Origin of the sequence: Hymenobacter caeli (genome assembly GCF_013294115.1) — a bacterium.
In the GTDB taxonomy this organism is placed as follows: domain Bacteria; phylum Bacteroidota; class Bacteroidia; order Cytophagales; family Hymenobacteraceae; genus Hymenobacter; species Hymenobacter caeli.
The window spans coordinates 52,135-66,115 of record NZ_JABSNP010000014.1 but is presented as its reverse complement, the minus strand read 5'-3'; the positions used below and the strand labels follow the sequence as shown (position 1 = coordinate 66,115).

The 13,981-nt window shown below is 64.2% G+C and carries 10 protein-coding genes; all 10 read right to left on the bottom strand.

Annotated elements, in window-relative coordinates:
• Window positions 1–26: 26 nt before the first annotated feature.
• The 10 genes from ftsA to HNP98_RS14655 all read right to left on the bottom strand — a co-directional run bounded on the left by ftsA (window position 27) and on the right by HNP98_RS14655 (window position 13,864).
• On the bottom strand, window positions 27–1,415 hold the full coding sequence (ftsA, locus tag HNP98_RS14700) for a cell division protein FtsA (RefSeq protein ID WP_173810902.1): 1,389 nt from the start codon (window positions 1,413–1,415) through the stop codon (window positions 27–29).
• A gap of 84 nt (window positions 1,416–1,499) precedes the next feature.
• On the bottom strand, window positions 1,500–2,258 hold the full coding sequence (locus HNP98_RS14695; protein ID WP_173810900.1) for a cell division protein FtsQ/DivIB: 759 nt from the start codon (window positions 2,256–2,258) through the stop codon (window positions 1,500–1,502).
• An 89-nt stretch (window positions 2,259–2,347) separates the two neighbouring features.
• On the bottom strand, window positions 2,348–3,778 hold the full coding sequence (gene murC / locus HNP98_RS14690; protein ID WP_173810898.1) for a UDP-N-acetylmuramate--L-alanine ligase: 1,431 nt from the start codon (window positions 3,776–3,778) through the stop codon (window positions 2,348–2,350).
• Window positions 3,779–3,847: 69 nt separating this feature from the next.
• Complete coding sequence (murG, locus tag HNP98_RS14685; protein WP_173810896.1) at window positions 3,848–4,954, bottom strand: undecaprenyldiphospho-muramoylpentapeptide beta-N-acetylglucosaminyltransferase; 1,107 nt, start codon at window positions 4,952–4,954, stop codon at window positions 3,848–3,850.
• A gap of 109 nt (window positions 4,955–5,063) precedes the next feature.
• Window positions 5,064–6,257, bottom strand: a complete 1,194-nt coding sequence (locus tag HNP98_RS14680) for an FtsW/RodA/SpoVE family cell cycle protein (RefSeq protein ID WP_173810895.1) — start codon at window positions 6,255–6,257, stop codon at window positions 5,064–5,066.
• A 30-nt stretch (window positions 6,258–6,287) separates the two neighbouring features.
• Window positions 6,288–7,658 carry a UDP-N-acetylmuramoyl-L-alanine--D-glutamate ligase gene (murD, locus tag HNP98_RS14675; RefSeq protein WP_173810893.1) on the bottom strand — a complete coding sequence of 457 codons (1,371 nt, stop codon included), beginning with the start codon at window positions 7,656–7,658 and terminating at the stop codon, window positions 6,288–6,290.
• A 2-nt stretch (window positions 7,659–7,660) separates the two neighbouring features.
• The gene (gene mraY, locus HNP98_RS14670; protein ID WP_173810891.1) at window positions 7,661–8,881 is read right to left on the bottom strand and encodes a phospho-N-acetylmuramoyl-pentapeptide-transferase; all 1,221 of its coding nucleotides are present in this window, start codon (window positions 8,879–8,881) and stop codon (window positions 7,661–7,663) included.
• A gap of 135 nt (window positions 8,882–9,016) precedes the next feature.
• Window positions 9,017–10,486, bottom strand: coding sequence for a UDP-N-acetylmuramoyl-L-alanyl-D-glutamate--2,6-diaminopimelate ligase (locus HNP98_RS14665; protein WP_380267294.1), 1,470 nt, complete (start codon window positions 10,484–10,486; stop codon window positions 9,017–9,019).
• A 52-nt stretch (window positions 10,487–10,538) separates the two neighbouring features.
• Window positions 10,539–13,013 (bottom strand): penicillin-binding protein, encoded by a 2,475-nt coding sequence (locus tag HNP98_RS14660; protein ID WP_173810887.1) that lies wholly within the window; start codon window positions 13,011–13,013, stop codon window positions 10,539–10,541.
• On the bottom strand, window positions 13,010–13,864 hold the full coding sequence (locus HNP98_RS14655) for an FtsL-like putative cell division protein (protein ID WP_173810885.1): 855 nt from the start codon (window positions 13,862–13,864) through the stop codon (window positions 13,010–13,012). Before HNP98_RS14655 ends, HNP98_RS14660 begins: the two co-directional genes overlap by 4 nt.
• Window positions 13,865–13,981: the final 117 nt, after the last annotated feature.

Genomic DNA, 13,981 nt, shown 5'->3' with positions numbered 1-13,981 from the left:
AATTTAACTATGCAACCATTTAACAATTAATAAGATTTGTCGTCGTAATCGTCAATCAGCAGCCCCTTGGTGCGGCTGAGGATGTCTTTGAAGAAGCGGCTGGCGGCCCCGGGCTCCTTGGGCTCTTTCTTGGCTTCGGGGGCCGGGGCGGCCAACGGGCGCGGCGGCGCGGCGGCCACGGGGGCCGGGGCCATTGGCAGCGCGGGCTGCGGCACCACGTAGGCGGCGGGCTCCTGCTCGTACACGGGGCGCGGGCTGCGCTCTTCCAGGCCGTGGTAGCCCGAGAGCACGAGGCCCACGGTGGTGGCGTACATCGGCGACTTCACGGCCTCGATGCGGCTCTTGCCCAGGTGCTGGTTGGGGTAGCCGATGCGGGTGTCGAGGCCGGTGATGTACTCGGTGAGCTGCTCCAGGTTCTGGAGCTGCGAGCCGCCGCCCGTCAGCACGATGCCGGCCGAAAGCTGGTCGTGCAGGCCCATGCGGTAGATTTCGGCGTACACCAGCTCCATGATTTCCGACATCCGGGCCTCGATGATGTAGGCCAGGTTTTTCAGCGAAACCTCTTTGGGCGGGCGGTTGGGCAGGCCGGGGATGCTCACGATTTCGTGGTCGCTGGCTTCCTCGGCAATGGCCTTGCCGAACTTCACCTTCAACTGCTCGGCCTGGCCGGGGGCCACGTTGCAGCCCTGCTTGATGTCCTGGGTGATGATGTTGCCCCCGAACGGCAGCACCGCCGCGTGGCGGATGATGCCGTCCTTGAAAATGGCCAGGTCGGTGGTGCCGCCCCCGATGTCAATCAGGGCCACGCCGGCCTCTTTCTCCTCCTCCGAGAGGATGGACATGGCGCTGGCCAGCGGCTCCAGGATGAGGTCGGCAATTTCCAGCCCCGCCTTGGTCACGCACTTGTTGATGTTGTTGATGGCCGTGCTCTGGGCCGTGATGATGTGGAAGTTGCCCTCCAGCCGCACGCCCTCGTAGCCCACCGGGTCCACAATGCCTTCCTCGTAGTCCACCTTGTAGTCCTGGGGCATTACGTGGATGATTTGGGAGCCGGGCTGCGTCACGAGCCGGTACATGTCCTGGGTGAGGCGGTTCACGTCGTCGGGCCCGATGGTGTCGGCCGAGTTGCGCGTGATGCTGCCGTTGTGGCGCAGGCTTTTGATGTGCTGCCCGGCAATGCCCACGTTCACCACGCCGATGCTGATGCCCGACTGCTCCTCGGCCTGGCGGATGGCCCGCCGGATGGCGTCCACCGTCTTGTCGATGTTGAGCACAATACCCCGCGACACCCCCTCCGACACGGCCTTGCCCATGCCCAAAATCTCGAGTTTGCCGAATTCGTTTTTACGGCCCACCAGGGCGCAAATTTTTGTGGTGCCAATGTCGAGCCCGACGACGATTTTGTCTTGTTGCATGAGGGGGGTGCCTGGTGAAAGCAGTGGGGGCGGGAAAAAAGAAGGACGGGCCAAGGCCCAATGTAGCTATATATCAGCGAATTATTATTCGCAAATGATTTGATTTTGGTATTCCACGTTCACGCGGTGGTAGGTGTCCCAACCGAGTACTGATGGAATTTGGCGGTAAAATACCATAAGCTTGGCGAATTTTTCGGGAATGGCATCCGGTGGGCCGAATTCGATGCGTTGGTCGCCCACCTGTTGGGTGAACGAAAGCCGCCCGTCGGCCCCGATGGCCACCTCCGCCACCTGCGCCCGCCAGAAGGGGTGCTCGTCCACGAAACGCAGGAATTCGAGGTAGCGTTGCCCCGTGCTGTCGCGGAAAAAAGTGGCCGGCAGGGCCGCCCCGCCGGGCCGGGCCACCGTGGCCACGCGCGCCGTGTAGAGGGGCGAGAGCGGCAGCGGCTGGCCGGCGGCGTCCACGTAGGTGTCGAGGCGGGCGTCGGGGTGCGTGAGGCGGGCAATGGGCCGGTTCTGGGTGATGTCGGCGTGCAGGTCGCCGGCCAGGTCGCGGTACACCTGGGCGGTGCGCACAAACGGGTGGGCCGCCAGGCGGGCCTCCAGCACGCGCAGCCGGGGGCCCGCGGGGCGGGTGCCCAGCACCGGCTCCTGCCCGCCCTTGGTGAGCAGGGCCGTCACGCCCCGCTCGCTGATGAAATAATTATCGACCTCGTTGGTAATGCGCACGTCCACGGCCCCCACCGGCCGCCGGGCCTGCCGCACGGCGGCGAAAACGCCCAGCCCGCCCAGCACCAACAGGCAAACAAAAGCAACCAAAAAATTACGAATGGTACGGTGCATAAAAACAAATAAGAATTCCAGCCAATGGCGTGGGCAGGTCAGAAATTTATTAAACCAAATGCGGTGAGAAAATCGAATAATTTATTAACTCAGGTTTTCCCCTGCATTGGGACGGACGGGTTATTATTCCACCTTTCCCCAAAAATTAATTTCAACTCCGGCACCAGCGTATCCACGTCGCCAGCTCCCACGGTGGCCATTATTTCGACGGCATCGGCGCGGGCCGCGGCCAGCACCTGGGCTTTGGTCTGAAGGGATTTTACCGGGCTGGTAATGTTGGCCAAAATAATTTCCGAAGTGACGCCGGGCAGCGGTAATTCGCGGGCGGGGTAAATATCCAACAAAATCACCTCATCTGCAATACTTAAGCTGCGCGCGAAGCCCTCGGCAAAGTCGCGGGTGCGGGTAAACAGGTGGGGCTGAAACACCACGCGCAGCCGCCGCCCCGGGTACAGGGCCCGCACCGAGCGCAAAAACGCTTCGATTTCGCGCGGGTGGTGGGCGTAGTCGTCGAGGTACACTTGCCCGCCGGGGCCCGTGGCCACGAACTCGAATCGCCGCTTCACGCCCCGGTAGGCCGCTACGGCGGCAATTAGCGGGGCCCCGCTCACGCCTTCGAGCTGCGCCACGGCGGCGGCGGCCAGCATGTTTTCCACGTTGTGGAAGCCCGGTACGGCCAACGCCAGGCCGGCCACGTCGCCCAGGGGCCCCTGCAAATCAAAGTGAAACTCGTGGCCCCGGGCCGTTACGTGGGCGGCAAATAAATCTATCCCTGGCGCGGCGGCCAGGCCGTACTGAATGATTTGCGTGCCAACCGGCGCGGCCTGGGCCACGCTCGGGTGGGCCGTACAATTAACGAGCAGCGTGCCGCCGGGCTTAATTTGGCGCACGAACTGCCGAAACGATTCAATCAGCGCCTCCTGGTTGCCGTAAATGTCGAGGTGGTCGGCGTCGGTGCTGGTCACGATGGCCACGTCGGGGCGCAGCGTGAGGAAGCTGCGGTCGTACTCGTCGGCCTCCACCACCACGGGCGCATCGGCCGCGCGCGACAGCAGCAGGTTGCTGCCCAAATTTACGGCGATGCCGCCCAGGAAGGCCCCGGCGTCGTGGCCGGCGTGGTGCAGCAAGTGGGCCACCATGCTGCTGGTGGTGGTTTTGCCGTGGGTGCCGGCCACGGCAATCGTGCGCCGGCCCTGCGTGAGCACCCCCAACACCTGGCTGCGCTTGCGGATGTCGTAGCCCTCGGCGCGCAGCCAGGCCCACTCGCGGCTGTCGGCCGGAATAGCGGGCGTGAGCACCACCAGGGTTTGCGGTTTATTCTCCCGAACTACGGCCGGAATATTTTCCACCGCATCGGCGTAATGCACGTCAATTCCTTCCGCTTGCAAAGCTTGCGTCAGCGGCGTCTCGGTTTTATCGTAGCCGCTGACCTGGTGGCCATTGGCTTGGAACCAACGCGCCAGCGCCGACATGCCGATACCGCCAATACCGAGAAAAAAGACGTAGGGGAATTGGTCCAAATTATAATTTAAAATATTCGCGCAAAGTCTCGCAAAGTGGAAAATAAGTTTCGCTTAAACGAAGCGGTTTTATACTTTAATTAATTTCAGCAACTCGTCCACGATGGCCGTGGTGGCGTTGGGGCGGGCCAGCTCCCGCACCCGCGTTTGCAGCTGCTGCTGGCGCTCGGGGTCGGCCAGCAGGCGCAGGGCTTCGTCGTAGAGGCGCTCGGGCGCGTGCTCATCGGTGATGAGCACGGCAGCGCCCTTGTTCATCAGCGCCAGGGCGTTTTTGGTTTGGTGGTCTTCAGCCACGTTGGGCGACGGCACCAGGATACTGGCCTTGCCCGTGAGGCACAACTCGCTCACCGACAGGGCCCCGGCACGACTCACCACCACGTCGGCGGCGGCGTAGGCCAGGTCCATGCGGCGGATGAATTCGAGGGCGTGCAGGCCGTCGGCGGCGTAGGGCGCGGCTTGCGTTTCGGCCTCGGGGAAGTAGAGCTTGCCGGTTTGCCAGAGCAGCTGCACGCCAGCCGCTTGCAGGCGCGGCAGGGCCGCCGCCGTGGCCAGGTTGAGGGTACGGGCCCCCAGGCTGCCGCCCACCACGAGCAGCGTCTTTTTGGCCGGGTCGAGGCCGAAAAATTGCAGGGCTTCGGCCCGGTCGCCGCCCTCAATTTCGGCCCGCACAGGGTTGCCGGTAAGCACAATTTTATCCGCCGGGAAGAACTTCTCCATGCCGTCGTAGGCCACGCAAATGCGGCCCACGCGGCGGCTCAGCAGCTTGTTCACCAAGCCGGCGTAGGAGTTTTGCTCCTGGATGAGCGAGGGCACGGCGCGGCTGGCGGCGGCCAGCAGCACCGGGGCCGAGGCGTAGCCCCCCACCCCCACCACAGCGTCGGGCAAGAACTCCTCAATCAGCTTGCCCGCCTTGCGCACCGAGCGGAATACCTTCACTGGAAACAACAGGTTCTGGGGCGTGAGGCGGCGCTGCAAGCCGCTGATGTCGAGGCCCACGATGTCGTAGCCGGCCTCCGGCACGCGCGTCATCTCCATGCGGCCGTTGGCTCCCACGAAGAGGATGGCCGCGTCGGGGTAGCGGCGGCGCAGCTCGTTGGCAATGGCCACGGCCGGGAAGATGTGCCCGCCAGTGCCCCCGCCGCTGATGATAATACGCAAGGGAGTCGTATTTGACATTTCGCGCAAGGTTTCGCGAGGTTTAAATTTAAGTTTCGCTGCGTGTTTGTACGTGGTAGCTGGCGCGAGCGCACACTGCTAATTATTCATTGCTCATTCCTCATTGATTTCACGCATACGCCCCGCGCTGGCTCGGGATGCGGGGCGCGTTGGGGTCGGAGCCCACCACGGGGCGTATTTCGGGCTCGCCCCGGCTCACGGCCAGGATGATGCCGATGCTGATGCCGGTGAATATCAACGAGGTGCCGCCCATGCTCAGCAGCGGCAGCGGCAGGCCGGTGATGGGGCCCAGGCCCACGGCCACGCCCATGTTCACGAGGGCTTGCAGCACCAGGCTGAAGCTGAGGCCCGCCGAGAGCAGGCCCCCGAAGGCGCCGTAGCTGTTCATCACCGTTTTCAGGCCCCGGTACAGAAAAGCGAGGTAGAGCAGCAGCACCACGGCCCCGCCCAGCAGGCCGTATTCCTCGATAATGATGGCGAAGATGAAGTCGGAGTACGGGTGGGGCAGGATGTTGCGCTCGGTGCTTTTGCCGGGCCCCTTGCCGGCAATGCCGGCCGTGGCAATGGCAATGTAGCTGTGCTCCAGCTGAAACGGCGTTTTTTTGTTGGGGTCGGAGAAGCTCGACACCCGCGACATCACCGTGCCCAGGCGCTGACCGGCGGCCAGGCCGGCCCCGCCCAGCACCACGCCGATGGCCACCATCACGGCCATTTGCTTGAGCGGCACGCGCCCGATGAACATCAGCAGCATGCACGTAGCAAACAGCAGCAGCGCCGTGGACGCGTTGCTCAAAATAATTAATCCGCAAATCACCCCCACCCACAGCATCACCGGCAGCAGCGTCGATTTAAAATCGTGCAAGTGCTGCTGGCGGCGGCTGAGCATGCTGGCCAGGTGCGAAATCAACGCCAGCTTGGCCAAATCCGAGGGCTGGAACGTCTGGTTGATGACCGGGATGGTGAGCCAGCGCGACGCCTCGTTAAGCGTGGTGCCGCCCACAAAAAACGTGTACAGCAGCAGCGGCACCGAAACCAGCAGCGCGTAGAGCGACAGCCGCGAGTAGTGGCGGTAATCGACGCGGTGGGCCGCAAACATAAACCCCAGCCCCACCAGAATCAGGCTGGTGTGCTTGAAGAGGAAATGCTCGGTGTTGCCGTCGCTTTTCTTGTACGCCAGCGTGCCGGTGGCCGAGTACACCACGGCGATGCTGATGACGGAAAACAACAGCACGATGGCCCACAAAATGGGGTCGCCTTTCAGGTTGCGCTGGAGCCAGTTGTGGCGGGGGGTAACAGCTTCCATAAATCGCAGATTTGGCAGATTATAATTAATTTACGCGGGTTCGGAGGCAATTAATTCCTGCACCGCGGCGGCGAACTGGCGGCCCCGGTCTTCGTAGTTCTTAAACAGGTCGAAGCTGGCGCAGCAGGGCGACAGCAGCACCACGTCGCCGGGGGCGGCCAGGGCGGCGGCGCGGCGCACGGCGTCGGCCATGCTGTGGGTTTCTTCGAGGTGCGGCACCACGGTTTCGAACGCTGCGCGCAGCTTGGCGTTGTCCACCCCCAGGCAGACGAGGGCCCTGACTTTCTGGTGGGCCAGGTCCACGAGCGACGAATAGTCGTTGCCCTTGTCGGTGCCCCCGGCAATCCACACGATGGGGGTTTTAATGCCTTCGAGGGCGTACCAGGCGGCCTCCACGTTGGTGGCTTTGCTGTCGTTGATGTACTCCACGCCGGCCACGTGGCCCACGGCCTGCAAGCGGTGGTCGGCGTTTTGGAAGGTGGCCAGGGCCCCTTCGATTTGGGCAATGCCGACACCCGCCACGCGCGCGGCCAGCACGGCGGCCAGCACGTTCTGACGGTTGTGCTCGCCGATGAGCGGCGACTGCGCCGTGCTGATTATTTCCGTCTGGCTGTAGTAGCCGGGCAGCAGGTCCACGCAGAGCCGCGTCGCCGCTTCGTAGTAGCCCGCTAGGTGCAGGTCGGGCCGGCGCTCCAGGCCGAACGGCATTTTCAGCATCGGCCGCAGCGCGGCCTGGAAATAGCGCGTGATGTTCTCGTCGTCGGCGTTGTAAATAAAATAGCCGCTGCTGTCCTGCTTGCGGGCGATGCGCAGCTTGGCGTGGGCGTACTCGCTGAGCGAGTAATTGTAGCGGTCGAGGTGGTCGGGGGTGATGTTGAGCAGCACGGCAATCCAGGGCCGGAACTCGTGCGTGTCGTCGAGCTGAAAGCTGCTCATTTCCAGCACGTAATAGTCGTGCTCGTCAGCAATAACCTGCTCGGCAAAGCTGCGGCCCACGTTGCCACCCAGGCCCACTTTCAGGCCTGCTTCCAGTAGCAAGTGGTGGGTAAGGAGCGTGGTGGTGGTTTTGCCGTTGGTGCCGGTAATGCAAATGCACTTAGCAGCGGTATAGCGGCCGGCGAATTCTATTTCGGAAATAACCGGCGTTTTCTGCTCGCGCAGGGCCTGGATGACCGGCGCTTTCTCGGGAATGCCAGGGCTTTTAATTACCTCATCGGCGGCCAGAACCCGGGCCAGCGTGTGCTGGTTTTCCTCGAATTCAATCCCGGCCTGGACTAATTTCTCCCGGTAGCTGGCCTGAATGGTTCCGCGGTCCGACACGAACACGGCGTGGCCCTTGGCCTGCGCGAGCAGCGCCGCCCCTACCCCACTTTCGGCCGCGCCGAGGATGACGATGTTCATGGTTAGCGCAGCTTTAGCGTGACCAGTGTGATGACGGCCAGCATGATGCCGACAATCCAGAAGCGCGACACGATTTTGGATTCGTGGTAGCCCAGCTTTTGGTAGTGGTGGTGCAGCGGCGACATGCGCAGCAGGCGGCGGCCCTCGCCGTACTTCTTGCGGGTGTACTTGAACCAGCCGACCTGCACGATGACCGACAGGTTTTCAATTAGAAACACGCCGCACAGAATGGGAATTAATAATTCTTTGCGCACGATGAGGGCCAGCACCGCGATGATGCCGCCCAGGGCCAGCGAACCGGTGTCGCCCATAAAAACCTGCGCCGGGTATGAATTATACCACAAAAAGCCAATGCAGGCCCCCACGAACGCCGTGCAAAAAATAACTAATTCGCCCGAGTCGGGAATAAACATGACGTCCAGGTAATCGGCCAGTAAAGCGTTGCCGCTCACGAAGGCGAAAATGGCCAGCGTGATGCCGATGATGGCCGAAGTGCCGGCCGCCAGCCCGTCGAGCCCGTCGGTAATGTTGGCCCCGTTGCTGACGGCCGTTATCAGAAAGATGACAATTGGGATATAAAAAATACCGTAGAGGCCGTTGAAAAACGTGCCCGCCGTGGCAAATAAATCGCCGTAATTCAGCTCGTTGTTTTTCAGGAACGGCACGGTGGTAATCATCAGGTGCACGTCGTGGTACACCTTGCTGGCATCTACCTCCGAAAGGGTACCATTGGCCAGCAGGTACTGGCGCACGGTCACCTCGTTGGAGAAAAACAGCACCCAGCCCACCGTGAGGCCCAGGCCCACCTGGCCCAGCACCTTGAAGCGCCCGCTCAGGCCCTCTTTGTTCTTGCGGAAAATCTTGATGTAATCGTCCAGAAACCCTATCAGGCCCAGCCACACGGTGCTCAGCAGCATGAGGATGATGTAGATGTTGCGCAGCCGGGCCAGCAGCAGGACGGGGACCAGAATGGCCAGCAAGATGATGAGGCCGCCCATCGTGGGGGTACCTTTTTTCTCGTTCTGCCCTTGCAGGCCCAGGTCGCGGATGGTTTCGCCCACCTGCTTGCGCTGGAGCAAGCGGATGAGGCGGGCCCCGAAAAACTGGGCGATGAGCAGCGACACCACCACCGCCAGGCCGGCCCGGAACGTGGTGTACTGAAACACCCCGGTACCGGGCACGTGAAAATGGTCGTGGAGGTAGCGGAAGAGGTAATAGAGCATAGGGCAATCCGGGTACTTAAACTAAAAACAGAACGTCATGCTGAGCGCAGCGCAGCGGAGTCGAAGCATCTCTCCCGCTGACTAATCCTGATTACTGCTGCGGGAGAGATGCTTCGGCAAGCTCAGCATGAGGTTCTATTTATTCAATCCTAAAAAAATCTCAATTAATACTTCCTTGTCGTCGAAGTGCGTTTTCACGCCCTGCGCGTCCTGGTAATTTTCGTGGCCTTTGCCGGCTACCAGCACAATGTCTTCGGGGCCGGCCCAGGCCACGGCGGCCCGGATGGCGGCCCGGCGGTCGGGCTCGGTGGCCACGCGGGCGGCGTCGGGCGGCAGCACGCCGGCCTGCATCTGGGCCAGGATGTCGAGCGGGTCCTCGAAGCGCGGGTTGTCGGCGGTGAGCACGACTTTGTCGGAGAAGCGGGCGGCGAGGGCGGCCATTACGGGGCGCTTGGCGGCGTCGCGGTTGCCGCCGCAGCCCACCACCGTCACGATGCGCTGCTCGGGCCGCCGAATTTGGTGCAGGGTCTGGAGCACGTTTTCCAGCGCGTCGGGCGTGTGGGCGTAGTCGACGATGGCCGTGATGCGCTGGCGCGGCGACACCACCGGCTCGAAGCGGCCGGGGGCCGTGGCGAGGCCCGAGAGGACGGTGAGCACCTCCGTGGGGTCTTCGCCGAGCAGCACGGCGGCCCCGTACACGGCCAGCAGGTTGTAGGCGTTGAACACGCCGATGAGCCGGAACTGCACCTCGCGGCCGTCAATTTCCAGGAACAGGCCGTCCACTTCGTTGGCAATGAGGCGGGCCCGGAACGTGGCCGCCCCGCGCAGCGAGTAAGTTTCGCGGCGGGCGGCGGTGTTTTGCAGCATCACGGGGCCCCGCTTGTCGTCGGCGTTGGTGAGAGCGAAGGCCGTTTTGGGCAGCGCGTCGAAAAAGCCTTTTTTGGCCTTCAGGTAGTTGTCGAAGGTGCCGTGGTAGTCGAGGTGGTCGTGGGTGAGGTTGGTGAACACGCCACCCGCGAAGCGCAGGCCGGTGGTGCGGTGCTGGGCCACGGCGTGGCTGCTCACCTCCATGCAGGCGTGGGTGCAGCCTGCGCCTACCATGCGGGCCAGCAGCGCGTTCAGGCGGATGGCGTCGGGCGTGGTGTGGGTGCTGGGAATCACGTCCTCATCAATCTGGTTCTGCACCGTGCTCAGCAGGCCGGCGTGGTAGCCCAGCTCGCGCAGCAGCTTGTGCAGCAGCGTGGCGCAGGTGGTTTTGCCGTTGGTGCCCGTCACGCCAATCAGCTGCAGCTGGCGCGACGGATGCCCGTGAAAGGCCGCCGCCACCAGGCCCAGGGCCGCCGCGCTGTCGGCCACCTGCACGTAGGCCACGGTGGGGCTCAGCACGGCCGGCAGCGCTTCGCACATAACGGCCGCCGCGCCCTGGGCCACGGCGGCGTCGATGTACTGGTGGCCGTCGGTGGCCGTGCCGCGCAGGGCGCAGAACAGCTGCCCGGGGCCCGCCGCCCGCGAGTCGAGGGTGAGGCCGGTGATGGGCACGTCGGCGGGCCCCTGCTGCTGGAGCACGGCCACGTCGGCGAGGAGGGAAAAGAGCGGGAGAGAAATCAAGCTGGTGTGCCGTTGGGCGGCGGAGCCGCAAAGTTTCGCGCGGCCGGGGCTAAGCGCTGCGCGGAGATTTTTTGGGTTTGCCGGCGGCGAGGCGGGTTTTGGCCAGCTTCGCTTTGGCGTCGGTTTTCGTTTTATTCACTTTGGGGTCGGCCTTCGCTCTGCCCTTCGCCTCGGGCCGGGCCTTCGTGCGGGCCTTGGGTTGGTCCTCGGGTTCGGCCTCAACCGCCGCCTTAGCATCCGCCGGCTTGGCCGATTTGGCCAACTTGGCCGCGCCCCGGGTCGACTTGGCGGCTTTGGGGGCCAGGGGCTCGGGGTCGGCGGGGGTCAGGAGCTTGTTTTCGGCCAGGTCGGTGTGGTCGGGCGCGGGCAGGGCGCGGGGGGCGTCGGCGCGGGGGCCAGTTTCGACCAGCGTGAGGGCAATGGCGTCGCCCCGCTTGTAGGGGGCCCCCACCGGCAGGCTTTGCTCGCGCACGCGGCCCGTGCCCAGGGCCCGCACGTGCAGGCCCCGGTTTTCGAGCAGGAACAGCGCGTCGCGCAGGCTCAGGCCCCGGGCGTTGGGCACGCGGCCGGTGCGCACGGGGTTCACCACCAGGGCCACGGTGCGGGCGTGAAAAGCCGTGTCAGACGCGGCCCGCACCCATTCCTCGCCGCCGGTGGCCAGGGTGTTGCCGGCCAGGCCCAGGCGCTGGCAAACCAGGGCCAGCTCGTCCTGCATGCCGGCCCGCACCAGCGGCACGCGGCTCTTGTTCAGGCGGGCCTTGGCCAGCAGCGGGCGCTGGCTCAGCAGGTCGCGGGCCATGCACTTGTCGGCCACCTCGCGGAACACCGGCGCGGCCACGTCGGCCCCGTACACGCGGCCGTTCTTGGGGGCGTCCACCACCACGATGCAGCTGTACTTGGGCTTGTCGGCCGGAAAATACCCGCAGAAGCTGGTCGAGTACAGCTTGGTGTAGTGCCCGCCCTTAAATTTCCAGGCCGTGCCCGTTTTGCCGGCAATGGTGTAGTCTTTGGGCTGAATGGCGCGGGCCGTGCCCTCGGCCACCACGCCCTCCAGCATGGCTTTTAGCTTGCGCAGCGTGGCGTCGGAGCAGATTTTGGGAATCAGCACCCGCGTCGGAAACTCCTGCACCACCTGGTCGGCCTGCTTCACCTGCTTCACAATCATGGGGGCCACCTTCACGCCGTTGTTGGCCACGGCGTTGTAGAAGGCCAGCGTTTGCAGCGGGGCCAGCTTCAATTCGTAGCCGATGCTCATGGTCGAGAGCGAGGTGTGGCTCCAGCTGCGGTCGGTGGGGTCTTTCACGTAGGGCAGGGCCTCGCCGTTCATCTGGAAGCCCAGGGGCTTGTCGAGCCCAAACCTCTTGAGGTAGTCGGTGTACTGGCTGGGGTGGGCCCCGAAGTGCTCCTGCACCAGCCGGGCCACCCCGATGTTGCTCGACTTCTCGAACACCTGCTGCACGGTGATGCGGCCGTTGGGGTGCGAATCGGTTTTCACGGCCCCGCCGATGGCCATGCGGCCCGGCCCGGTGTCCACCACGTCGTCGAGCCTGAGGCTGGGAAACGCCTCCATCAGGGCCATCATCGAGGCCAGCTTAAACGTCGAGCCCGGCTCGGTGCGGCCCTGGTCGGCGAAGGCGTAGTTGTAGTCTTCCTTGTAGGTGTCGTCGGCGGCCTTGCCCAGGTTGGCCACGGCCTTGATTTCGCCGGTGGCCACCTCCATCAGAATCACGCAGCCGTACTGGGCGTTGTTGTCCACCAGCGACTTGTAGAGCGCGTTTTCGGCCACGTCCTGCAAGTTGATGTCGAGCGTGGTTTTGATGTCGTAGCCCGGCTGGGGCTTGATTTCGGTGCCGTCGTAGAGGGGCTTCACGCCGCCCGGCACCCGCTCAAACAACGCTTCGCCGGCCTTGCCCGCCAGGCTGGGCCCGAACGTGAACTCCAGCCCGGCCCCGTGCTGGTCTTCGTTGATGAAGCCCACCGTGCGCTGGGCCAGGCCCCCGAAGGGCCGGAAGCGCTTGTCCACCTGCTCAAAGATGGCCCCGCCGCGGTGGCGCTTGGCCCGGAAAATGGGCCAGTTGGCCAGCATCTTCTTCTCCTGGAAATTAATCTGGCGCGGGTTCAGGCGGATGTAGCGCAGGGCCGGGTCCTTGGCCGCGTGGGCGTTGACGAGGCGCTGCTTGTACTCCTGCACGCTGCGGTCCTGGAAGAAGTGCGACAGGTGCCAGGCCAGCGAATCGACGCCGGCCTGAAACACCGATTCCTCCACCACGCCCGGGTCCCAGGCCACCCGGTAGAAGGGCAGCGAGGTGGCCATGATGCTCTCGTTGTCGGAGTAGATGTTGCCCCGCGTGGCCGGCACCGATTGGTAGCTGATGCGCCGCTCCTGCTCCAGGGCCCGCCACCGGGCCCCCTCCTGGAACTGGATGCGCGTGGCCTTCCACAGGATAAGGCCCGAGAAAGCGGCCACCCCCAGAAAGGCCAGCCGCACCCGCGTCACAATCGACTTTTTAACGCTGCCTTTCATCGGCCGTGGGAGGTATGGGGTTGGGTACGAGCCGCCTGCTTGTTGTACTTCGTTGTACTTTTTTGTACTGGCTTTTTATTGTCGGGCTTACGGCTGCCCTTGGCTTTTGCCTTAGCTGCCAGCGGCCGGGCCACCCGGCGGGCCGGTCCCGGCGCAGCGGCGCGGGTCGAATCGTCGTCAATGGCCGCGATGATTTCCGGGCCCCCGTCGCCGGCCGTGGCGGCGTAGCGGCGGCGGCCGGCCAGGGCGTCGGACCGCTGAGCGGCCAGCGAGTCGCGGTTGGCGCGGGCGGCCAGGGTGTCGGCCGTCAGCACGGGCATCAGCTCCAGGGCAGCGGCGTCGAGGTGGCCGGCGGGCACCTGGATGCGGAAGGGCGGCGACGAGCTTTCGACCAGCCCAAAGGCGGCCACTTTGCGGGCCACCTCGCTCTGCTTGCTGGCCTCCATGTAGTCCGATTTCAGGGTAGTATAATCGGCCCGCAGGTCCTCGGTTTCCTGCTTGAGGCGCTGGATGTTGCGGTTCATGCGGTTGCCGTAGTGCGTGTTGCCGATGTAGAGCAGCACGAGCAGCATCACGAAGAGCAGGTGCGGCAGGTAGCGCACCGGCAGCCCCTCGCGGAAGAGGTGGTCCACGCTCGTCGCCCGGTCGAGCAGCGAAAAGAGGCTCCAGGTGCGCGGCGGCCGCGGGGGGCGCGGCGGCCGCCGAGCCCGCACCGGCCGCTCGGGGGCCACCGCCACGGGCTCGGCCGCGGGGAGCGGCGCGGGCACGGGGGCCGGCTCCGGCTCCGCGGGGGGGCGGGGCACGTTGGCGCGGCGCGGCGCTTCGGTGGGGCGGTAGGTGTTGGCAGCCAATTTTTTTAATTAAAAATCAGGAATGAGCAAAAAATCGGGATTTGGCGAAGATTAGGTCGTCATGCTGAGCTTGCCGAAGCATCTCTCCCGCAGCAGTAATCAAGGATTAGTCAGCGG

What these genes read in the sequence shown, in the direction of transcription:
- ftsA (WP_173810902.1), bottom strand. Translation starts at nt 1,415, where the DNA reads ATGCAACAAGACAAAATCGTCGTCGGGCTCGACATTGGCACCACAAAA.
- HNP98_RS14695 (WP_173810900.1), bottom strand. Translation starts at nt 2,258, where the DNA reads ATGCACCGTACCATTCGTAATTTTTTGGTTGCTTTTGTTTGCCTGTTG.
- murG (WP_173810896.1), bottom strand. Translation starts at nt 4,954, where the DNA reads ATGTCAAATACGACTCCCTTGCGTATTATCATCAGCGGCGGGGGCACT.
- HNP98_RS14680 (WP_173810895.1), bottom strand. Translation starts at nt 6,257, where the DNA reads ATGGAAGCTGTTACCCCCCGCCACAACTGGCTCCAGCGCAACCTGAAA.
- murD (WP_173810893.1), bottom strand. Translation starts at nt 7,658, where the DNA reads ATGAACATCGTCATCCTCGGCGCGGCCGAAAGTGGGGTAGGGGCGGCG.
- mraY (WP_173810891.1), bottom strand. Translation starts at nt 8,881, where the DNA reads ATGCTCTATTACCTCTTCCGCTACCTCCACGACCATTTTCACGTGCCC.
- HNP98_RS14660 (WP_173810887.1), bottom strand. Translation starts at nt 13,013, where the DNA reads ATGAAAGGCAGCGTTAAAAAGTCGATTGTGACGCGGGTGCGGCTGGCC.